This window comes from Rania fehmarnensis (genome assembly GCF_056494185.1).
In genome coordinates this window covers 9103374-9124347 of the sequence record NZ_CM151398.1, presented here as the reverse complement: position 1 = coordinate 9124347, position 20974 = coordinate 9103374, and the positions used below count along the sequence as shown (strand labels likewise).

Sequence of the window (20974 nt, the reverse complement as noted above, 5' to 3'; positions counted from 1 at the left end):
AATTTACTATGAAAACCTACCTGCTTGCGGTTCTACTGGGTGTTAGCTGCCTGGCCACACCGTTGCGTGCTGATTTTCAGCTTAACCTGACTCTGGGCCCGCAGCAGCAAACGATCCCGGACGAGGTCTATTTTGATCTAGCGCTGAATTTCGAAGGAGATCCGGGAGACTACGTTGATTCGTTCACGTTGAGCTTAGCCAATAACTCACTGCCGCTTAATTTTGACTATACACGTTTCTCACTTCGTAATCTGCAAAACAACTTTCAAGGATCGGGACCGTTTTCCAACGTCGGCGTCGCCGCGGTTACGCTTAGCTTGCCCAATACATTGCCTACGGGTAATACGTTGACGCTTGGAGAGTTGGTCTTCGATACGAGCGGCTTAGCCGCCGGCGCGTATGAAGTGACATTCAATCCAATTGAAACTGATGCCAGCGGTGTGCTGGGTGGGAATATTAATGAATTTTTACAGGATGTAGGTGGCGAGGTGACGTCGACGTTGCGCATAGTCAATGTGACTGCCGTGCCTGAACCAGGAAGCCTCATCATGTTTCTAGGAGTGGTGATCAGTGGAATATCGACCTGGCCGCGCCGCTGCCTCGCCCGGTCATTTAATCGTTTTCGGTTACTCAAGGCGTGAGTTGATAGATGGGCGACAACAATCCAACAATTGACGTGCCTCCCGAGCCTGGGGACGAGGCGAACGAGTCGCAAGTAGAAGGTGCGCTGGAAACGACTAATCTGTCGCCACAAGCCGATGAGACGGCTGATTTCGAGTTGAGCCTCGGGGCTGCTTCGCACGGGACCATTCCCCTGCCACCGATCGACCAAGCCGATCAAACGCAGTCCTTTGCAGGTAACGCTGCTGCAGTCACAACCGAACGCACGACTCGAATTCCAGGTTATGAGATCCTGTACGAGCTTGGTCGTGGGGCGATGGGCGTTGTTTACAAGGCTCGACAAATTCGTGCTGATCGCATGGTCGCCTTAAAGGTGATGCTCAATATTGATCATGCACGGCCGCAAGAGTTGCAGCGTTTCGAAGTCGAAGCCCAATCGGCAGCGCGGTTGCAGCATCCCGGCATCGTGCAAGTTTACGATGTGGGCTCTGTGGGCGATCTGCCGTACTTCACTCAAGAATTCGTCGAAGGCGGAACACTAGCCCAGCGACTAGCCAAAGAAACCTTGCAACCTGCAGCGGCCGCGCAAATGTTGTTGCAGTTAGTCGAAGCCGTCGCCTTTGCTCATTCGCGCGGTGTGATCCATCGCGACCTAAAGCCAGCCAATGTGTTGGTAACGTCGAACCAGACACTCAAGATTGCCGACTTCGGTTTGGCCCGGCGCATGGAAGACCAAAGTCATCTAACCAAAGACGGTACCATCCTGGGTACGCCCAGCTACATGGCACCGGAACAAGCTTACGGCAGTTCACACGAGATCGGACCGTTGTCCGATGTCTATACGTTAGGAGCGATACTGTATGAGTTCCTGGTCGGGCGTCCTCCGTTCAAAGGCGCGACGGCCTGGGAGGTGATCGAGCAAGTGCGCTCAGCCGAGCCGGTTCGACCGGCGGAGATTGAACGGCAAGTGCCCAAGGATTTGGAAACGATTTGTCTGAAGTGTCTGCAAAAGGACCCGTCCCGCCGCTACAGCAGCGCAGATGATTTAGCCGCCGACGTCCGTAGGTACTTGAACAATGAACCGATCATGGCTCGCCCGATCGGCCGCGTCGAACGCCTGGTACGACTCTGTCGTCGACATCCCGCCGAAGCACGCCTGGTTGGTTTGGTGGCCGCGCTACTGTTTACCTTAACCGTCGGAGCCATCTGGACGGCTGCGCGAATTAACGCCGATCGTGGTCGTATTTCTGGGCAGCGCGATCAAATTGAAAAGCAGTTGAAAGATCTGGAGCATAAACAACAAATCGCTGATCAGCGCCTCTCGTCGCGGCGTGAGACTATTTTTCAAGTGGTCAACCGGCTACCGCAATCGCTCGCTAGCGTTCCGTTCAACCAAGCTCCCCTGCATGAGATTTCTAAGTTGAGCGAGGAACTACTGACTGCCGAAGCTGATGATGAGCGGACCGACAAAGAAATTGGTCCATCGCGGCAATGGGGATTGATGGCCGTTCACATGCGGCGCGGGGAACAATTCAAAGATGAATCTCAGTTGGTGTTTGCGCCGGAGAAGACAAAACTATTGCAACAGGCATTAGTTGAATATCAAACGGCCCGGGACATAGCCCAACGAGTCGTGGATGGTCAGCAAGGGGATCACGGCAAAGCATTGGGAAACCTGGCCACGGCGATTCAAGGCCTGGCTCTGGTCCAAGCCGATTTGGCTCTTCCGGAAAGCAATTCAAACTTCGAGCGAGTGATCGAGTTGAGACAAAAGGCATTGGAGTATGAACAGTCAGAAGAGTCACTTACGCTCCGCCAGATTCGCCTGGCCAAAGCGCTAGTCGATTCCACCCACGCGAGTTGGAATACTGCGACGGCCAATATCGAGCTCGCCCGGAAAAACTTCGAAAAAGCTGAGAAAGCTGTGGGGATCTACGAATTGGCCCAAACCAATATTGAGGAGTTGTATCGGGCCAAAGCGATCGACGACTGTCATCTAGCCCACAAGCACGCCGCTGATTTTGCATCCATCTTGGGCAACCAAGAGGCAGCAATCCAGCACTACCGCTCGGCTATCACGCTCCTGCAGAAATTGCTGAAAGAGAGTCCAAACGCCATTCGGTACCAAAAAACGCTAACGACGATTTACGAGAACCTCGGTGACTACTTGCTAAAGATCGAAAGACCCAATGAAGCTCGAGCCGAGTATGTCAATCTATTGCTGGTTATGCATGCTCTGCAATCCGATGCAGCCATGCGAGAACTGTCAGACAAGTGGGCCATGGCGTACTACAGATTGGGTCTGGCAGCGGTTGCCGAAAACAATGAAGCTCGCCGAAAAAAGTACTTCAGCCGCGTGGTCGACATTGTGCAAGTGCCACTAACACAGCGGGAGGAAATCGAAGGCAAGGTGAATCCCGATGGATTGTGGCCCGCTCGATCCTTTTTAATGCTCGCGCAAGCCTGGGCAGGCCAGGTCGAGCCCGCAGCCATGCAGGCTCGACGCATAGTCGAACGTTTTCGCGAAGAAAAGTCGGATGAAGCATTGGCTCTTCTAGGGAACGCCGCCTTTGCCTTGGCCATTGCTGCCCAATCGGTTGACCAGGACAACCAGGCCGCCGCTCAAGCTGAAGCGCTGGCGACGTTGAAACTCGCCATCGATGCGGGTTATGTCAATTTGGATTATTTGCTTACCGATTTTGACGTCGCCCCGCTGCGGGCCATCCAGGGATTTGAAGAGCTCATCCAACCGCTTCGCAAGTAGAATCTGTGGTAGAATTGCGGTACAGGAGAAAAGAGCCGTGACACCAAGCTACAAAGTTGATCGTCGTTGTTTCTTGATGGCGGGGGCTGCTGGCGTAACTGCGATGGGTTTGCCAGCGCTCGGCGCTCGGGCAGCCAATAGCGACTTGCCTGGTTTTGGGCGAGCCAAATCGGTGTTGATGGTCTTGCTCAGTGGCGGGCCAAGCCAACTGGATATGCTCGATCCCAAACCGGACGCACCGGCTGAAGTTCGTGGTGAGTTCTCGCCGATCGCTACAACAATCCCAGGCGTTCAAGTCTGCGAGCACTTGCCGAAGCTGGCTCAGCAAACCGAACGTTGGTCGATCATTCGTTCGCTGGCTCATCAAGAGCACAACCATTTACTGGCCACCCACGTGGCGTTAACCGGACGTCCGACGCCCTTGCCGCGCGGTGGAAGTGATTTGGATCGCGTGGAAACTCGCAATGACTTTCCCAATTATGCAGCAGCCTTGGACTATGTTCGCCCGCTCAACAATGGCATTCCAACCGGTGTTACGCTGCCCAATTACTACATCGAAGGGCCGCTGACCTGGCCGGGTCAGCACGCGGGGTTTTTGGGTGCCAAGCATGATCCATGGCAGATCAAGAGCGATCCCAACGATCCCAACTTCAAACTAGATGCACTGAGCATGTCGGCCGAGATGCCGCTGGCGCGGGTGCAGTCGCGTCGTGAGTTATTGGAGCGCTTCAATCAAGGTGTGTCCGCTTTACCCGGCAGTTCCACGGCTGAAGATTTTAGGCAGCAGCAGGCCAAAGCCTTCAATTTGCTCACCAGTGGCCGCGTGTCCACCGCCTTCGAAATCCAGCGGGAAAGCGATGCTGTGCGTGAGCGATACGGTCGCAATTCGTTTGGCCAGTCGCTGTTGTTGGCCCGCAGATTGGTCGAAGCTGGTGTACCGATTGTCCAAGCAGCCATGGGCATCGTGCAAACTTGGGATACGCACGTCGACAATTGGGGACGTTTGAAGAATCGCTTGTTGCCGCAGCTGGATCAAGGCCTGGCGGCCTTGATGGATGATCTGTCCGCCGGTGGTTTATTGGAACAAACGCTGGTGATTGTCATGGGCGAATTTGGCCGCACGCCCAAGGTATCCACGTTGCCCGGTGAATCGATTCCCGGTCGAGATCACTGGGCGCACGCTTATTCGGCGCTCTTTGCAGGCGCGGGTGTGCGTGGCGGTCAGGTAGTTGGTCAGACGGATGCCAGTGCGGCTTATCCCAAAACCAACCCATGGTCGCCAGCGGATATCTGCACGACGATCTTCAATTCGCTGGGTGTCTCGTCGGACGTTACGCTGCACGACCCGCTATCGCGTCCGCATTATCTTCTAAACGGTAGCGTCATCGGCCCGCTCTACACCGGCCGCGAATAACGCTCGACGCTCGCCGTAGCCGAAGTCGCCAGACTTTGGCTCCCCCCGTAGAGCGGCTCTCCAGGGCCGCTCATTCCTTTCCACCATAGCCGAAGGGTAGCCAGACTTTGGATCGCGAGCCCAACGTCTGTCCCCGATCGCGGGTGGGGGACAGAGCACGCGCACAGGTAGTCCGCATGTAATGCCAGCATATCGACTCGGGGTCTGTCCCCAGTCTCCCGGGCCGCTCCCCTCGTAGAGCGGCTCTCCAGGGCCGCTGATTCCTTTCCACCATAGCCGAAGGGTAGCCAGACTTTGGATCGCGAGCCCGACGTCTGTCCCCGATCGCGGGTGGGGGACAGAGCACGCGCACAGGTAGTCCGCATGTATTGCCAGCATATCGACTCGGGGTCTGTCCCCGATCTTCCGTGCGGGGACAGACCGGACAGACCTGTGGTTTGAAGATGCTTGCTCGGAGGGTTCTGAGCGGCTGGGGACAGCCGCTCTACGGCCGCAGGCTATTGATAGCATCAGGCTGCGGTTGGAGTTTGGTTATGACATCAAAGCGGTGCCGAGGCACCGCACTCCAAGGAGTCTGTCCCCGTAGCCGAAGTCGCCAGACTTTGGATCACCACTTCATTGCTGGGGACAGACCTGTGGTTTGAAGACGCCTGCTCGGAGGGTGCTGAGCGGCTGGGGGCAGGCGCTCTACGACCGCAGGCTATTGATAGCATCAGGCTGCGGCTGGAGTTTGGTTAGGACATCAAAGCGGTGCCGAGGCACCGCACTCCAAGGTGTCTGTCCCCAGCCACGTGAACGCATCCAAAGTCTGGCGACTTCGGCTACGGGACATGAGGTTTAGAGCTTCATTAGTGCCGAGCGCATGTTTTGCATGCTTTCGCGCGCCAGGGTTTCGATGCCAGGCGTGTAGTCGAAAACCTCGACACTCACCCAGCCTTCGTAGTTGATCTTGCGCAGAGCGGCAAAGATCGGAACGAAGTCAACCTCGCCCATGCCGGGACCTCGGCGGTTCGGGTCGTTAGCGTGGAAATGAACCATGTGCTTGGCATTGTCGAGAATGATCTGGTCGATCGGTATGCCTTCGGTACTCATGGCTTTGACATCCAGATGCAACTGAATCCACGGCGAATTGAGCTGATCGATGATCTTCACGGCATCAGCCGCGTGATTGAGAAAGTTGCCTTCGCCTGGTCCGAGTGGTTCGATCGCGATGGTGACCTGGTTGGCTTCCAGTGCCGGAAGGACGCGCTCTAACACCCAAACTGCATGCTGGGCGGCTTGCTCGTGCGTCATTTCACTGGCAGTAAAATTTCGCTGTTGAGGTGAACCCAGGACCATGATCGACCCACCCAGATCGCGGCACAATTCGGCCAAGTGGCTCAAATAGTCGGCCGTCCGCTGACGAATAGTCTCATCGGTGGTCGTCAGGTGAAATCCTTCGGTCTGAGCCAAAAGCCAATGCAAGCCAACTACTTCGACGCCCGCACGGCTGATTTGCTGAGCCAATTGCTGGCGCCGAGCGGGCGGCAATTGATCGGCTCGTCCACCCATGGTAAAGGGGGCAATCTCCCAGCCGGTATAACCACATTCCAGCGTCAGTTCGAGGGCTCGATCCCAGGGCCAGTTCTGAAACGTTTCATTGCAAATGGCAAATCGCATCGTGATTCACTTGCTGCGGGGGGCGAAGAGAATGTATGAAGGGTGATAGAGGCCATTATCACGTAATTGGGCCTATCCTGTATACTCAGGATGCCCACGTGCCACTTCAAAATAGATAGTTTTGAACGCGACCACCTCCGCTCACAACATTTTGTTCCCAGGACAACTCTATGGCAGATGCTGCCAATCCGCCCACCACAACTGCGGCCAACAATCCCGCCGGCACCGCTGCCAGCGCCGCGGCGACCAAGGACAAGAAAATCATCAAGGCCAAGAAGCCTGCCAATCCGCATGTGACGCGAGAGACGATCGAGTCGGTGATCGTGGCCTTCATCCTGGCTTTCTTGTTTCGCGCCTTTGTGGCCGAAGCCTTTGTGATTCCCACCGGTTCGATGGCACCTACCCTGATGGGCGCCCATAAAGACACCGTGTGCGAACATTGTGGTCACCTGTATCAAAGTACCGCCAGCAGCGAATTTGATAACGACAGCCGCGCCAGTCTGACCAACTTCGTCGCCCTGGGTAGCACGTGTGCGACCTGCCGCGCCATCAACGCATTTGACTTAGCCGGCGACTCCAACCACGCCACCTTCTCCGGCGATCGTATTCTGGTCAGTAAGTTTGATTACCTGTTCCGCGACCCCGATCGTTGGGATGTTCTGGTCTTCAAGTATCCCACCGATGCGCGGATGAACTACATTAAGCGCTTGGTCGGCTTGCCCGGCGAGCGACTGCATATCGAAGGCGGTGATGTGTATGTTAGCCAACAAGATTCCGCTACCGAACTAGCGCGCAAGCCACCCGATAAAGCCCTGGCCATGATGCAAGTGGTCAGCGATACCAAGTACCAAGCCGATGACCTCGTGGCTCGCGGTTGGCCCAGCCTCTGGCAACCCGATCGCGATGCCAGCGGCTCCTGGCAAGTCAGCCAAGAAATCGACAAGTGGTCAGCCAAGCTGGCAGCCGGCTCTCCGAGCACTCAGTTCCTGCGCTACTACCACAAGTATTTTCCGAAGGAACTTTGGGCCGAGCTGGATGCCACTCAAGGCACGCTGGATATCGATCCCTATTCCAGCAGTTTGATCACTGACTTTCTAGCCTATAACACCACCGGCTTTGGACAGCGCGAGGACGTCTATCAAAGACCACCCAAGGTTCAACAAGGTTGGAACCTTCGCCGCCTACGTCAAACCTTCAGTACCAATCAAGGACCACTCAAAGAGCGCATTACCTCCGAGAATCGAGCGCTAGAAGTTGTCCCCTCCTATTCCATTCGATATTTGGGCTTAGCCGGCTCGCTGCCCGGTTTCTCTCGGCCAGTTGGATTCCTTTCTCAAGACGGCATGCACTGGGTCGGCGATCTGTCGGCCGAGTTCGACGTAGATGTTACCGGCGACCAAGGGACCATCAGCCTGGACGTAGTCGAGTTCGGTATTCATTACACTTGCCAAATCGATACCGCTACAGGCTCAGCCACCTGGCAAGCCACCGACAATGGTCAGCCGCTAAACATCTTCGCGTCAGAAAACCAGAACGAACAGATCACTCCCAAAGCGCAAACATCGGTGCGGGGAGCGGGGCAATATCGCCTGCGCATCGCCAACATCGATGATCAATTGATGCTCTGGATCAACGGTAGCCTGGTCAATTTTGATCACCCACCGGTGTTCGATTCCCGTCGCTTTCGGTCCGGCGCGGCACGACGACCTTACTGGCAAGCCAACGATCCGCTGGATGCGGCGCCCCTGGCTATCGGTGGCCAAGGCGTGGGGCTGAACGTTACCCGAGCACAGGTTTGGCGCGATATCTACTATATCGCGGTCACATCCGATGCCTTTTGCGAGTACAACGAAGGTCGACTGAAAGAAGTTATCGCTCGCGTTCCCGATCCGTCGATCCGCATGCAGTTAACCCAAACTGCCGAATCGCCCCAAGCTGTGATTCCGTGGATACATGCTCATCCAGAACTATGGGACAAGGTCGAGCTATTCAGCCAACGGGGTTCGATGGATTTTCAATTAGAGGAAGGGCAGTTCTTTCCCATGGGTGACAACAGTGCCGCCAGTTCCGATGCGCGCGTCTGGCATGGTCATCCTTTTGTAGAACGGCGTTTCCTTATTGGCAAAGCTTTGCTAGTCTTCTGGCCACACCTATGGAAGGCGCCGGTGCCTCATCCCAACTTCCCACGCATGGGACGCATCCGTTGATCGGTTAACGAAAGGCAGCACATGGACGTGCTCGAAGTTCGCGGGCTAGAAAAAGTCTATGGTCGCAGAAAAGTTGTCGGTGGTGTCAGCCTGCGGGTTGGCCAGGCCGAGATCGTCGGTTTGCTTGGTCCCAACGGAGCTGGCAAGTCGACCAGCTTTCGAATGACCTGCGGTATCATCAAACCGGACCGTGGCCAGGTGCTGTTGGGTGGAGTCGACGTGACCGACTGGCCCATGTATCGCCGCGCTCGCGAAGGTCGTATGGGTTACCTGGCTCAAGAGTCCAGCGTCTTTCGCAAGCTAACAGTGGAACAAAACATCTTGGCGGTTTTGGAATTGCTGGGCATGCCCTATCGCCAGCGCAAAACGCGCACCGAGCAGTTGCTAGAGGAATTTGACATCACGCGGATCCGCAAGAGCCGCGCCTCGCGTTTGTCTGGCGGTGAACGTCGTCGCTTGGAGATCGCCCGCTGCCTGGTTTCCGATCCACAAATTATCATGCTCGACGAACCCTTTGCCGGGATCGATCCGGTGACCGTTCAAAGTATTCAACAAGTCATTCATCGTCTGCGCGATCAGGGCATTTCGATCTTGATCACCGATCACGCGGCTCGCGAAATTCTCGATACGGTTGATCGTTGCTATGTCATCAGCAAAGGTACCGTGCTGTGCGAAGGACCTCCGGATACCGTCAAGCAACATCCTGAAGTTCGCAAAGAGTACCTGGGCGATATCGGCTCTGAAGTGTCCAGTTCCAGCTCGACCAAGATTTCATTCAGCGTTGCCCGTCCTCCAGTAGAGCCTGTTTCACCAGCCAATGCCAATCCGACCAAAGCCGGCTCGCCGGCTGGCTGGTTCAAACCCAAACTACGCGTGCACAGCGACGCTGAAGTCGCATCGCCTGAAGCCAACGCGGTAGAGACATTAAAGCGTGACGCTTCGGCCCGTGAGGTTGACGCAGCCAAGTCTGATTCCAAACCCGTGCGCCCGACCCGAAGAAGAACGGATGTCTAACGCTTGTTGGTTTACGATACAACCCGACAAACGCCCCAGGCGTCCTGTACGCAACTGACCACAAATCGCATAATCGAAGTTTTTGTTTTAGATGCCCTAATCCCGAATGGGACGTGGCCGCGTGCTTAGTAGGCCTTTCGCGGAGCGAAAGGAGACGATCATGAAGGACTGGTTAGTTTATGTTGTGCTGCGGGTCGTCATCGCGCTCGTGCAATCGACATCGCTCGAGAATTGCCAGCGCGGAGTCCGCATTCTGGCACGCATTCTGGCTCATCGAGTCCGCATCCGGCGTTCGACGATCGATGAAAACCTGCGCATGATTATTCCCAGCATCACTGATGAACAACTGTCGGTGATGCGCGAGTCGATGTGGGAGCATCTGCTGCTGATGGTGTGCGAGATCGCGCACGCTCCACGCAAAGTGCATCGCACCAATTGGCGCGAACACTTCTACTTGCCCAATAAGCAGTTGATGTTTCAATCGTTGATGGGTGAGCGGCCGACAATTTTGGTGACCGGTCATTTTGGAAACTTTGAACTGGCCGGCTTTGCCACCGGTGTGTTCGGTGTGCCCTCGACCACCATTGCGCGGGCGCTTGATAACCGATACATCCACAATTTCATCACCCACTTTCGCTCGCTGGGCGGCCAGCACATGCTCGACAAAGAAGGCAGTGCCGTCCCAGTTCAAAACATTCTGCAGGCCGGCGGTGCGCTGGCTCTGCTGGCCGATCAGCATGCTGGCCCGAAAGGTTGTTGGGCTGAGTTTCTCGGTCAGCCAGCGTCATGCCACAAAGCACTCGCCCTGTTTGTTTTGACCAGCGGCGCTGAGATGGCGGTAGCCTACAATCGTCGGCTTGATCGACCTCTGCGTTTCGAGTTGGGCTGTACCGGTTTGGCGTCACCCGACCAAGTGGGCGAACATCTAGCATCGGTCAAGTCGCTGACAACCTGGTACAACCAACGCTTAGAAGAAGCCATCCGCTTGGCACCCGAACAATACTGGTGGGTCCATCGCCGCTGGCGCGAGCCACCTCCAAAACGCAGTGCCAAAGCCGCCTAAACCGTAGGCGTTAGCCTCGGTTACGTTAGCCTCGGTTGCGTTACGGCTTGTCTAAGAAATCAACTAAGGTTGTGAACGCGGTCGATTTTTGGATAGCCCTTTGCGATGAAGAGGCAAATGCCTTTCGCGGAGCGAAAGGAGACGATAGGTTAGGGCAACGCGTAGTTGTCTTCATAAAACCTGGCCAGTTCAGGTGTGATCGCGCCGGCCTGGGCGGCATCCTCCAAGTTCTGTTTGGCTCGGGCTACAACCAGTGAATTCTTCGGGTGCAGCATCAGGTATGCTCCTTTGGCTGCCAGCATTTTCGAGTCGAGCGAATTCTGATCGATCAACACTTCGGCCAGACCTGCGGGTAACTCATCTAGTTTGTATGGTTTTCGATTGCGATTCTGAAACAGAACGATGTGATTTTCATCGCCTTCAATGAAGGCCACCTTGGCGTTCTTGATGGTCAGTTCTTGGCCCGGTTCTAGATTTCTGATCGCCTCGCCAATACTCCGCCGAGCCTCGAGGACTAGCGCGGTAACAGCGATCAGGCGCGCATGTTGATCGCGCTGCAAAGTGGTTTTGATCGCGGGCTTCAATTCTTCGAGTTGCTTCTCAGCGCTGGTCGTATCCAGCTTGCCGAGTGAAACGGTGACCGCCTTCATGCCCTTGAGCCAATTGCGTTTGTCGCTTTCGCTGAGCGGCTGATCGGTCATCGCGTCCGGTTCCGCTGTGGTCGCATCTGTTGCCTCGCCCGCCGGTGTATCACCTGGAGTCGCATCACCTGGAGTTGTCGGAGCATCGCCCGGTTTCTCGGGCATTGCTGGAGTGGGAACAGCTGGAGTGGGCATAGCTGGCTCAGGCATAGTAGGAGCCGATACAGCCGGAGCGGGTGTCATGTTCGACTCGGAGTTCATCGCTGGCTCTGCGTTGGCAGGCGAGTTGGAAGCTTGTATCTCGAGTGGTCTGGCCAACTGACCTGGTTGGATCAAGCCGCTGCCTGTAGCTCTTGGCGGAGTTCCCGCGGGGGACTCAGGCAGGCTGGCCGGCGACAGCGGTGATGGAGCCTGGTCAGGGCCATCGACGGGCGGAGTGAGCTGCGTGGGATTAGGCGTGAGCTTAACCGGCGCTTGAGTAAGCAGTGAATCGCGCGGTTTGCCCTGGTTCAAATACACGAACAGCCCAGCCAAAACGAAGACACCTACGACCAGTCCCAAGCCACCAAAGATCAACGAACGTTGTTGCCGCTTGCGGATGCGCTGGGCAAGCACGCTGACCGCCCGAGAACTATCTGGTCCGGGCACTACGTCGACAATCGCCGGCGAGTCCATCGATGAAGGCGACGCATGGGCATTCAAATCATGGGCTACGAACTGGTCGTTTATGATGGCCGGCGAATTGGAAGTGGATGTGGCGGACTGGGATGGAATTGGTTCCCCGCCCAAGAGTGCAATGAGCTTATTCAGATCCGCTTCGGCTGCCGCCGGATCGCGCACCTGACTGGTGCTGAGATACTCAGCCAAGTTGAACGGAGCCTGTGGATCACCTGAGGGCAGCAGAGAATCAAGGCTATCCATGCTCCAGTGGACCGAGCTAGAGCCATGGGTCGCGCTGGCCACGGTTTCGACCTGCGCGATCGCTTGGGGTGCGGCTGCGTTGGTGGCCGCTGCGGGCCGCACGGACGCTATTCCTTCTTTCGCGACCTGAGAACCATATGCAACTTGCCAGTCCTGGTCGTATTGCAGTTTGCGATTTGGGTCCAGCAGCAGTTGTTGACCGAGCGCCAACAACTTTTGCACACGCGCTTGCTCGTCGAGTTTGGGTTCGGCAGTATTTTCGCGCAAACTTTTCAGCCGGCTTTGCACTTTCTTGAGGGCAGCCACAATCTGCTGACGGTCCGATTCAAGCGGTGCCAACCCCAACAACTGGTAGAGGTTCGGAATTCTCGCGGGGGCTTTACTCATGGCTGCTGCTCTCGCCCACTTGGCGGATAAAAAACTGGTTGCCCAGTGCGTCAAGCATTCGCACCTAGGGCGCCCACTCCGATTGTACCAAGCCTGTGGCCTCGGGCTGAGAGACAATTCTCGGAAAATGCTCTCTCCAAGCAAGTGTGAATTGAGATTTGACCTAAGGTACCCTCGGGGAATAGTCTTTTGGAATACTACTTTTTGGTTGATTATGGTTGGGGCCACCTGTCATCAAGGTAATACATCCGTGCGGAGTCAACGGGCAGCCGTTGCAGCCGTCGAGCTGGCAATTTGTTTGCCGCTAATGGTGCTCTTCACCTTTGCGTCGATCGAAATATGTTCGGCCATCTACCTGCGTCAAGGTTTGACGATCGCCGCCTATGAAGGCGCCCGCGTCGCCTGTCATCCGCAAGGCGGTACTTTCGACGTGGTCAGCGCAGCCGAGCGGATCTTGACCGAGCGACGGATCAACGGTGGGCAAATCGTGCTGAATCCTACTGCGATCGAAGGCTTGCCCAAAGGCGACATCATTCGCGTCAGCGTGTCGGCGCCAGCGGCGTCTAACTCGCTGTTGCGATTTGGCTTTTTTGGTTCTAACCGCTTAACGGCGGATTGCTCGATGCGCAAAGAGTAATTGGAGGCCTTGAGTTATGCGATCACTTTCTGCGAGATATCGAACCGTCCAACATGCGCGGCAAGGTTCGATGATACCTATCATGGCGGTTGGCATTGTCATTCTGATCATTGCCGCCGCCTTCTCGGTGGATACGGCCTTCATTCAGTTAACTCGCACCGAAATGCGTAGCGCGGTCGATGCGGCGGCTCGTGGTGCTGGACAAGTGTTGGCCAATGGTGGTTCCGATTGGTCGGCACGCCAGGCTGCCAAACAGGTGGCGCTGCTCAATCGCGTGGCCGGCCGACCTTTACAGCTTTCGGATTTAGACATTGTCCAAGGCAATGCGCAGCGCCAAGCCAGTGGCGTCTATAACTTCAATGCCGGCGGTTGGCCCAGCAATGCGTTTCGGATCGTGGGCAAACGCACCAGCGGATCACTGGGTGGTCAGATCAATTCGATATTTGGTGGTCTGCTAGGTGTTTCACGTTATAACTCTCAGCAAAGCGCCACCGTCGTTCGTGGCGACCGCGATGTCATGCTGGTGCTTGATACCTCTGGCTCCATGATGTACCGTTTGGACATCGATATGACGTATCCATTTCTGCGCAGTGGCACGACGCCGCCTGACCCATGGTTCAGTCGTTGGGGGGTTCTCGTCCAATCGCTGGACACGTTTATGACGACCCTCAATGGCACTTCGCCGATTGAAAAAGTTGGGCTGGTGACCTTTGATTCTGTCGGCGTGTATCGTCAGCCACTGAGCACCAGCTACACCAGCATTTACAACAGTGTCAATTCGCTTGGCGGCGCGCCATTGGTGGGCTGGACAAACTTGGGCGAAGGCATGCAGATTGGTCGCAACCAGCTGATCAATTCGCCGGAAGCCAGTTCGCACGCGGCACGCACCATGATACTGTTGACTGATGGTCAACCCAATCTCGGTCCCGATCCTTTCGCAGAAGCACAGGCTTGCAAGGCAGCCAAGATCACCATCCATACGATCTCCTATAGCAATTTTGCGAACACAGCGTTGATGCAAGCGATTGCTGACGAAACCGGCGGCGATTACTATCACGCGCCTACCTCTTGGGAATTGGTTCAAGCCTTTCAAAAGATTGGCCAGGATCTACCCGTACTGTTGACCCAGTGATGGTAATGCGCTGTTAAAGCGAGAATTGTTTATGAAACGAGCAATTGAGCGTGATGGGGCCTTGACCATTGAGATGGCCATCTGCGTACCGATAGTGTTCCTGATCCTGTTGGGCACGCTAGAGTTTTCGCGCATGAACATGCTGCGCAACTCGATCGACAACGCAGCCTACGAAGGTGCTCGGCGGGGCATCGTGCCCGGGGCAACGGCCAGCGATTGCTTGACTGTTACCCAAAGCGTGCTCACCGCCGTCGGCGCGCAGAACGCGACAGTTAGCGTATCGCCAACAGTCATCAACGATTTTACACCTCAAGTAAGCGTGACGGTCAGCGTACCAGTTTCGAGCAACAGTTGGGGGCCAGCCCGCTTTCTTTCCGGCGCAACGCTGCGGGCTGTTTCAACCAAAAGTCGCGAGTTTGTGGGCTCGCTTGTGCCGACCAGTGTCCCATAAAGCCAACTTTTTTCCAACTTTTTGGCTGTTTCTTTCACGCTATTTTTGTTGATAATTGCCGCTTGGCGCCCGAGCTTCTTTAGGGAAAACTAATCACCACTCGCTTGCAGCGAAGAGCAGGCGAAATTGCTTTCTGTGGGATTAGTTCCGCAAAACAAAGCCACGCCTGTAGGGTTAAATCAAGCTGTTGACCGTCAGCCAACCGTCTCATGGCAGATAGTTTCGCTGTTGCCCTTGTGAGACGTCAGTTATACTATTGTCAGGCAATGGTGGTCGGGCTTGTTCTCTTCTTCCCTCCGACCAGCCAACTGTAGCCGAAACCTCCCACCTCAAAGCCTTATTGAAGTTCACATGCCGCCAGGCAGTTCGTGGTTGAAACGAGCTGGAGCCATTATTGGCTCCAAGCCGGGGCCATCATCTACGAATGGTTAATTGATCTGACTTTCCAACCACAAAACCTTATCGCACCATTCCTTGTTTGATTGCTGTAGGAGCATCCTGCCATGAACGGCCCTCGCTACCGACCGCGAGGGGATCGGCCGCTTCGCCGCCCTCCCATTGATTCCAGTCGCCTGCGCGGTCCCGCAGCCGACCCTTCCGTTGAACAGCGCATTCGCGAACTTGACGCCGAGCGCGAGCCTTTGTCGCTGGCCGAAGAAATCGCCAGCGAGCGTGGTGCCAGCCTGCGCCGTGAGCCAGTCGATGGCCCCAGTGGCGGCAATGGCAATGGCCATGCCAGCTCAGCGCTGCCCACCGTGGCTGATTTACAGCGCATGAGCGTTGAAGAGTTGCAAAGCATCGCTGCGGGCGAAAACGTCGGCGGCGCAGAGACCAGCGATAAGCGCGAGCTGGTCTTCAGAATTCTCAAGAGCCGCCTCAAGAACAATGGTCTGATGTACGGCGAAGGCACGCTGGAGATCTTGCCCGATGGCTTTGGGTTCCTGCGCAGCCCCTCGCATCATTATCTGTCGTGCCCCGACGATATTTACGTCTCGCCCAGCCAGATTCGTCGCTTCGGACTGCGCAACGGCGTAACCGTCTCTGGTCAGATTCGACCACCCAAAGAAAACGAACGCTACTTTGCGCTCCTGCGAGTCGAAGCACTCAACTATCAAGATCCCGAGCTTCGCCACGAGAAAGTCAGCTTCGATGACTTGACGCCTTTGCATCCCAAAGAGCGGATTGTCATGGAAACGGAGAGTGAAGGGGTCGAGACACGCGTGGTCGATCTGGTCGCGCCGATCGGTTTTGGACAACGTGGTCTGATCGTCAGTCCGCCGCGGGCTGGCAAGACGATTCTCATGCAGAAGATGGCCCGCGCCGTCCTGAAAAATTATCCCGAGGCTTACGTCATGATTCTGCTGGTCGACGAGCGGCCTGAAGAAGTGACCGATATGGAGCGCGAAGTTCGTGGACCAAACTGCGAAGTGGTCAGCAGTACTTTTGATGAACCCACTTCGCGGCATATCCAGGTAGCCAACATGGTGCTGGAGAAAGCCAAGCGCATGGTCGAATATGGCGTCGACGTCATCATATTTCTCGACAGCATTACGCGTTTGGCTCGCGCCTGGAACTCCGAATGTCCGCAAAGCGGAAAACTGCTGACCGGTGGACTGGATGCCAACGCGCTCCAAAAACCAAAATCGTTCTTTGGCTCGGCCCGCAAAGTCGAAGAGGGAGGATCGCTGACAATTCTGGCGACTGCCCTGGTTGAAACCGGCAGCCGCATGGATGATGTTATCTTTGAAGAATTCAAAGGTACGGGCAACATGGAGATTGTGCTCGATCGAGCCCTGGTCGACCGGCGCATTTGGCCTGCTATCGACATCAATCGCAGCGGTACCCGCCGTGAAGAAATGCTGATGGACGCCGAAGAGCATCGCCGCGTTACCATGCTACGTCGAGCTCTGAGCGAACTGAGCCCGCCGGATTCCATGGAAAAATTGGTTGGCCGATTAGAGAAGACCAAGACCAACGCCGAATTCCTGATGAGCCTTCGAACCTAAACGCCCTAAGGAAGTAGATCTTCGGGGCTCGCGGTGCGCTGGCAACCAGTGCATGATTGACAACTCTGAACGATGGATGAGATGGATAACTACGCTGCTGCCCTGAAAGCCCTTTCTGGTCTGCAATCCCAAGTCGCCATCATCGTGTCGACTTACAATGCATCGATCACCGACAAATTGCTCAGCGGAGCCATGCAAACGTTGCAGCAAGCCGGTGTGCTCAGCAGCAATATACTGGTATCTAAAGTGCCAGGCGCGTGGGAAATTCCGTTGGCGACCAAATGGATGATCGATCGCAGCAGCGTCGCGGCGGCCATCACCCTCGGCTGCGTCATTCGCGGCGAAACGACCCACGACCAGCACATCAACCGCGCGGTCTCTCTGGCTTTGATGGACCTGATGCAGACCAGCGGCAAACCCGTGGCCCTCGGCCTGCTAACTTGTAATACGCTCGAGCAGGCCATTCACCGCGCCGGCGGTGACGTCGGCAATAAAGGTGAGGAGGCCGCCGAAGCGGTCCTGACCATGCTGGCCCTGGGAGTGCAGTGCCACTGAGCACTTCCACTTTTATCACTGGCACAGTTTTGGCTATCCGCGTAAACTAGAGCTGTTACATTTTACCAGTCGCATTCACCCCGCAAGCGAGTTTGCGCCGAAGCCTATGAGCACCCGCCGTCGATGCCGTGAAGTCGTCCTGCAGATTCTGTACGAAGATGACCTCAATCCCGAACGCAATCTCAAGAACTCAGATCAGTTTCTGGTCTCGCGTTTGAAAGGCAATCGACCGCTTGTCGAATTTGCTACCAGCTTGTTGCGCGGGGTGCGCCAGAATCGCCGCGAAATCGATAAACAGCTGAGCGAACGGGCTACGAACTGGTCGCTGCGCCGCATGGCGGCCATCGATCGCAATGTGCTGCGACTGGCAGGCTACGAAATACTCTTCGGTGATACGCCTGGTCGCGTAGCCATCAACGAAGCCGTTGAACTGGCCAAACGCTTTGGCGACAAGCATTCAGGTCAGTTCGTCAATGGAGTGCTCGATCGCTTGCTGCACGATCAAAAGGCAACCGAAAAACAACCGGCCGTGGAACAGACCACCTGAAGCCTTCGACCCAAACCACGTCAGGCCCTAAAACTTAAATTCAGGCTGCTAGCATGGAAGAGCGTGATTCAGCCTCGCGGCAACCCGATGCTGCCATCAATGGCACCTCCGATGAAAGTGGTGATGAAGAATTTGGGCTCTCGCTGGAAGAATTGGGCCAAACCTATGCTCAACTGCTCGGGCAAGGAGCGGTGCCTTATCAAGCTAACGATGAAACCAGCCCTGACACTCAGCCAGATGCGGACAGTCCTTTTGACCCGGTAGCCGACGAGCTGGTCGAAAGCGACAAGTGTCCTATTACACCGCTTTCGATTCTCGAAGCGGTCATGTTCGTGGGTCGACCCGATAACGCGCCGATTGAGGCTGCGGAGATCGCTGGCATGATGCGCGGCGTGCGGGCCGCCGAGATCCAGCAGTTGGTGGCGGAGCTGAACGAAACTTATGAGCGCGATAGTCACGTGATGCGAATCGTGGCTAGTGGCGAAGGTTATCGCTTGCAATTGGCCGACGCATTTGCAGACGTGGGGCACCGCTTCTACGGACGTGTCCGCGAGATCAAGCTGACGCAAGCCGCCATAGATTGCCTGGCCATTGTGGCGTATCGGCCGGGCATTACGCGCGAGGAGCTAGAAGAGCTGCGCAGCCAACCCTGCGGCGGCATTCTCGGCCAAATGGTGCGTCGACAACTGCTCGAAATGCGTCGCGAAGGCGCCAAGAAGCAGCGCGTCATTCGTTACTACCCCACCGATCGCCTCTTGAAGCTGGCTGGCATGGAGTCGCTTGAAGAGCTGCCGCTGGCCGAGGATTTTGATTAGCCAGTTTTCATCGCGAGAATTTTAGTGTTCTAAATCCGGCGGTCCTGTGAGATCCGGTTGGTTACCTTTCGCGGAGCGAAAGGCGACGATCGGTTGCACGATCTGCTCATTTAAGACAAAATCGTAGGTTGCGTTTCATATGCCGGCACCCCAAACCACCCACGCGAATCCTTGATGAACGAAGAAACACTACAGGAAATCCAACAAGTCTATGGTGTAGAGAACTGGTCGTCAGGGTACTACGACATAAATCACAAGGGTCATATTACCGTGCTGCCGGTCAAAGGTGATGCCCGGTCGGTCGATCTGAAAGAATTGGTGGATTCTCTGTTGAAGGATCGCAAGCTGCAACTGCCGCTGCTGATTCGCTTTCCGCAAATTCTGACCAGCCAACTGCGAGCCCTCTCGGCCTCATACCAAAATGCCATGACCGAATACGGCTACCAGGGCCAGCACTTTCCGGTCTTTCCGATGAAGGTCAATCCACGCCGCGAAGTAGTCGAAGAATTTCTGCGCGATAGCGCGCGCTGCCGCGTCGGCCTGGAGTGCGGATCCAAAGCCGAACTGTATGCTGCCATTGCGCAGGAGCAAACGCCCGAGTCCCTGCTGCTGTGCAACGGGTTTAAGGACGAGGCGTTCGTCAAGACCGCCATGTTGGGTGTAGTAGCTGGTAAGCGCGTGGTAATCATCGTTGAGAAGATGAACGAGCTGAAGATGGTTATCAAAGTCGCTCAGCAACTGGGCGCGGCGCCGTTGATCGGTTTGCGTGCCAAGCTCTATTCGCGTGGCTCCGGGAAATGGGCCTCCTCCGGTGGTGACTCAGCCAAGTTCGGTTTGACCACCTCCGAAATTCTCGACTGCGTGCGGATGTTGACCGAAGCCAAATTGATCGGCCAACTCAAGCTGCTGCATTTTCATATTGGTTCGCAGATCACCGATATCAAACGCGTCAAGAACGCGATGAAAGAGGCGGCTCGGGTTTATGCCAAGCTGCGACAGATCGGCTGCAATATCGAGTTTTTGGATATCGGTGGCGGACTGGGCGTCGATTACGATGGTTCGAAAACGCGTTACGAATCCAGCGTCAATTACACAGTGCAAGAGTTTGCCAACGACGTGGTATATGTCGTGCAGACCATCTGCGATGAAGAAAACGTGCCGCATCCGAACCTGGTTACGGAAAGCGGCCGATTCATGTCCGCTTATCATTCGATCTTTATCACTTCGATTCGCGATGAAATCGAAACCTTTGCCGATGACAAGCCGGAGATCACCATCGATGAAGATGATCCGCAAGTTATCACCGAACTCAAAGAGCTGTGCGACAGTATTAACGGCAAGAACTTTGCCGAGTATTACCACGATGCGCTCGAGCATAAGGACGGTCTGCACACGCAGTTCAATCTCGGTTTGATCAGCTTAGAAGATCGTGCCAAGGGCGAAGTGCTGTTTTGGGAAGTGTGCGATCGCGCCTTGGCCGAATCGGAGCTCAGCAAAGCTCCTGGCGAAGAGTTTGAACATCTCAAAAAGATTTTGGCGCAAAAGTTCTTGTGCAATTTTTCACTTTTCCGCTCAGCCCCTGATGCCTGGGCCATTGGTCAATTGTTCCCGGTGGTGCCCATTCACCGCTTGAACGAAAGTCCCAGCGACTATGCGACCTTGGTCGATGTCACTTGCGATAGCGATGGCAAGATCGATCGCTTTGTGGACCTGAAAGATGTGAAAGAGACGTTGGAAGTCCACAATTGGCACGACGGTGAAGATTATTACTTAGGCATTTTTCTCACCGGCGCGTATCAAGAGGTGATGGGCAGTTATCACAATTTGTTCGGCGCGCCCAACGAAGCTCACGTCGTGGTCGACAATGACGGCAGGTCGCATGTGACAAAAATTGTCGGTGGTAGTCGTATTACGGATATGATGCAGTTTGCCCGCTACGAAATGTCCGGCCTGGTCGACTCGTTTCGCAAGCAAGTCGCCGCCCGCATCGCCGATGGCAGCATTACGTCTGAGCATGCCGAGCAGCTGGTTCAACAATATGCCCTCGGCGCCAACTCCGGCACTTACCTCGAATAGGCACGTGGACGCGTCTACGTGCTTTAGTGAAGTTTCAAGAACATCGAATTTGAAATTCGAATTA

16 protein-coding genes are annotated in these 20974 nt (G+C 55.5%); 14 read left to right on the top strand and 2 right to left on the bottom strand.

What is annotated here, in order from left to right:
• Positions 1 to 8 precede the first annotated feature (8 nt).
• From SH573x_RS30825 to SH573x_RS30815, 3 genes are read left to right on the top strand one after another with little or no spacing between them, the layout of a single operon-like run.
• Positions 9 to 641 carry a hypothetical protein gene (locus tag SH573x_RS30825; RefSeq protein WP_479352081.1) on the top strand — a complete coding sequence of 211 codons (633 nt, stop codon included), beginning with the start codon at positions 9 to 11 and terminating at the stop codon, positions 639 to 641.
• A gap of 8 nt (positions 642 to 649) precedes the next feature.
• Complete coding sequence (locus tag SH573x_RS30820) at positions 650 to 3385, top strand: serine/threonine protein kinase (protein WP_479352080.1); 2736 nt, start codon at positions 650 to 652, stop codon at positions 3383 to 3385.
• 37 nt (positions 3386 to 3422) lie between these two features.
• Positions 3423 to 4799, top strand: coding sequence for a DUF1501 domain-containing protein (locus tag SH573x_RS30815; protein ID WP_479352079.1), 1377 nt, complete (start codon positions 3423 to 3425; stop codon positions 4797 to 4799).
• An 837-nt stretch (positions 4800 to 5636) separates the two neighbouring features.
• On the opposite strand, the gene SH573x_RS30810 is transcribed toward SH573x_RS30815, so the two are convergent.
• Positions 5637 to 6458, bottom strand: a complete 822-nt coding sequence (locus SH573x_RS30810) for a sugar phosphate isomerase/epimerase family protein (RefSeq protein ID WP_479352078.1) — start codon at positions 6456 to 6458, stop codon at positions 5637 to 5639.
• A gap of 170 nt (positions 6459 to 6628) precedes the next feature.
• Here SH573x_RS30810 and lepB point away from each other — a divergent pair, with 170 nt between their 5' ends.
• The 3 genes from lepB (at position 6629) to SH573x_RS30795 (ending at position 10742) form a co-directional block, all read left to right on the top strand.
• Entirely contained in the window at positions 6629 to 8665 is a 2037-nt protein-coding gene (gene lepB / locus SH573x_RS30805) for a signal peptidase I (protein WP_479352077.1), read from the top strand.
• 21 nt (positions 8666 to 8686) lie between these two features.
• Complete coding sequence (lptB, locus tag SH573x_RS30800; RefSeq protein WP_479352076.1) at positions 8687 to 9679, top strand: LPS export ABC transporter ATP-binding protein; 993 nt, start codon at positions 8687 to 8689, stop codon at positions 9677 to 9679.
• Between the two features lie 160 nt (positions 9680 to 9839).
• Positions 9840 to 10742: a lysophospholipid acyltransferase family protein gene (locus SH573x_RS30795; RefSeq protein WP_479352075.1), complete on the top strand. Its 903-nt coding sequence runs from the start codon at positions 9840 to 9842 to the stop codon at positions 10740 to 10742.
• A gap of 149 nt (positions 10743 to 10891) precedes the next feature.
• Here the strand turns inward: SH573x_RS30795 and SH573x_RS30790 are convergent, their stop codons facing one another.
• On the bottom strand, positions 10892 to 12691 hold the full coding sequence (locus SH573x_RS30790; protein ID WP_479352074.1) for a hypothetical protein: 1800 nt from the start codon (positions 12689 to 12691) through the stop codon (positions 10892 to 10894).
• Between the two features lie 250 nt (positions 12692 to 12941).
• Here SH573x_RS30790 and SH573x_RS30785 point away from each other — a divergent pair, with 250 nt between their 5' ends.
• From SH573x_RS30785 to speA, 8 genes are all read left to right on the top strand, one after another.
• On the top strand, positions 12942 to 13328 hold the full coding sequence (locus SH573x_RS30785) for a TadE family protein (protein ID WP_479352073.1): 387 nt from the start codon (positions 12942 to 12944) through the stop codon (positions 13326 to 13328).
• A 16-nt stretch (positions 13329 to 13344) separates the two neighbouring features.
• Positions 13345 to 14460 (top strand): VWA domain-containing protein, encoded by a 1116-nt coding sequence (locus SH573x_RS30780; protein ID WP_479352072.1) that lies wholly within the window; start codon positions 13345 to 13347, stop codon positions 14458 to 14460.
• A gap of 31 nt (positions 14461 to 14491) precedes the next feature.
• The gene (locus tag SH573x_RS30775) at positions 14492 to 14911 is read left to right on the top strand and encodes a TadE/TadG family type IV pilus assembly protein (protein WP_479352071.1); all 420 of its coding nucleotides are present in this window, start codon (positions 14492 to 14494) and stop codon (positions 14909 to 14911) included.
• 503 nt (positions 14912 to 15414) lie between these two features.
• Entirely contained in the window at positions 15415 to 16917 is a 1503-nt protein-coding gene (rho, locus tag SH573x_RS30770) for a transcription termination factor Rho (RefSeq protein WP_479352070.1), read from the top strand.
• An 81-nt stretch (positions 16918 to 16998) separates the two neighbouring features.
• Positions 16999 to 17472, top strand: coding sequence for a 6,7-dimethyl-8-ribityllumazine synthase (gene ribH / locus SH573x_RS30765; RefSeq protein WP_479352069.1), 474 nt, complete (start codon positions 16999 to 17001; stop codon positions 17470 to 17472).
• Positions 17473 to 17578: 106 nt separating this feature from the next.
• Positions 17579 to 18019, top strand: coding sequence for a transcription antitermination factor NusB (gene nusB / locus SH573x_RS30760; RefSeq protein ID WP_479352068.1), 441 nt, complete (start codon positions 17579 to 17581; stop codon positions 18017 to 18019).
• Between the two features lie 53 nt (positions 18020 to 18072).
• Positions 18073 to 18834 carry an SMC-Scp complex subunit ScpB gene (gene scpB, locus SH573x_RS30755; RefSeq protein WP_479352067.1) on the top strand — a complete coding sequence of 254 codons (762 nt, stop codon included), beginning with the start codon at positions 18073 to 18075 and terminating at the stop codon, positions 18832 to 18834.
• A gap of 174 nt (positions 18835 to 19008) precedes the next feature.
• Positions 19009 to 20910: a biosynthetic arginine decarboxylase gene (gene speA, locus SH573x_RS30750; protein WP_479352066.1), complete on the top strand. Its 1902-nt coding sequence runs from the start codon at positions 19009 to 19011 to the stop codon at positions 20908 to 20910.
• The last annotated feature ends 64 nt before the right edge of the window (positions 20911 to 20974 follow it).

What these genes read in the sequence shown, in the direction of transcription:
- SH573x_RS30825 (WP_479352081.1), top strand. Translation starts at nt 9, where the DNA reads ATGAAAACCTACCTGCTTGCGGTTCTACTGGGTGTTAGCTGCCTGGCC.
- SH573x_RS30820 (WP_479352080.1), top strand. Translation starts at nt 650, where the DNA reads ATGGGCGACAACAATCCAACAATTGACGTGCCTCCCGAGCCTGGGGAC.
- SH573x_RS30810 (WP_479352078.1), bottom strand. Translation starts at nt 6,458, where the DNA reads ATGCGATTTGCCATTTGCAATGAAACGTTTCAGAACTGGCCCTGGGAT.
- lepB (WP_479352077.1), top strand. Translation starts at nt 6,629, where the DNA reads ATGGCAGATGCTGCCAATCCGCCCACCACAACTGCGGCCAACAATCCC.
- lptB (WP_479352076.1), top strand. Translation starts at nt 8,687, where the DNA reads ATGGACGTGCTCGAAGTTCGCGGGCTAGAAAAAGTCTATGGTCGCAGA.
- SH573x_RS30795 (WP_479352075.1), top strand. Translation starts at nt 9,840, where the DNA reads ATGAAGGACTGGTTAGTTTATGTTGTGCTGCGGGTCGTCATCGCGCTC.
- SH573x_RS30790 (WP_479352074.1), bottom strand. Translation starts at nt 12,691, where the DNA reads ATGAGTAAAGCCCCCGCGAGAATTCCGAACCTCTACCAGTTGTTGGGG.
- SH573x_RS30780 (WP_479352072.1), top strand. Translation starts at nt 13,345, where the DNA reads ATGCGATCACTTTCTGCGAGATATCGAACCGTCCAACATGCGCGGCAA.
- SH573x_RS30775 (WP_479352071.1), top strand. Translation starts at nt 14,492, where the DNA reads ATGAAACGAGCAATTGAGCGTGATGGGGCCTTGACCATTGAGATGGCC.
- rho (WP_479352070.1), top strand. Translation starts at nt 15,415, where the DNA reads ATGAACGGCCCTCGCTACCGACCGCGAGGGGATCGGCCGCTTCGCCGC.
- ribH (WP_479352069.1), top strand. Translation starts at nt 16,999, where the DNA reads ATGGATAACTACGCTGCTGCCCTGAAAGCCCTTTCTGGTCTGCAATCC.
- nusB (WP_479352068.1), top strand. Translation starts at nt 17,579, where the DNA reads ATGAGCACCCGCCGTCGATGCCGTGAAGTCGTCCTGCAGATTCTGTAC.
- scpB (WP_479352067.1), top strand. Translation starts at nt 18,073, where the DNA reads ATGGAAGAGCGTGATTCAGCCTCGCGGCAACCCGATGCTGCCATCAAT.
- speA (WP_479352066.1), top strand. Translation starts at nt 19,009, where the DNA reads ATGAACGAAGAAACACTACAGGAAATCCAACAAGTCTATGGTGTAGAG.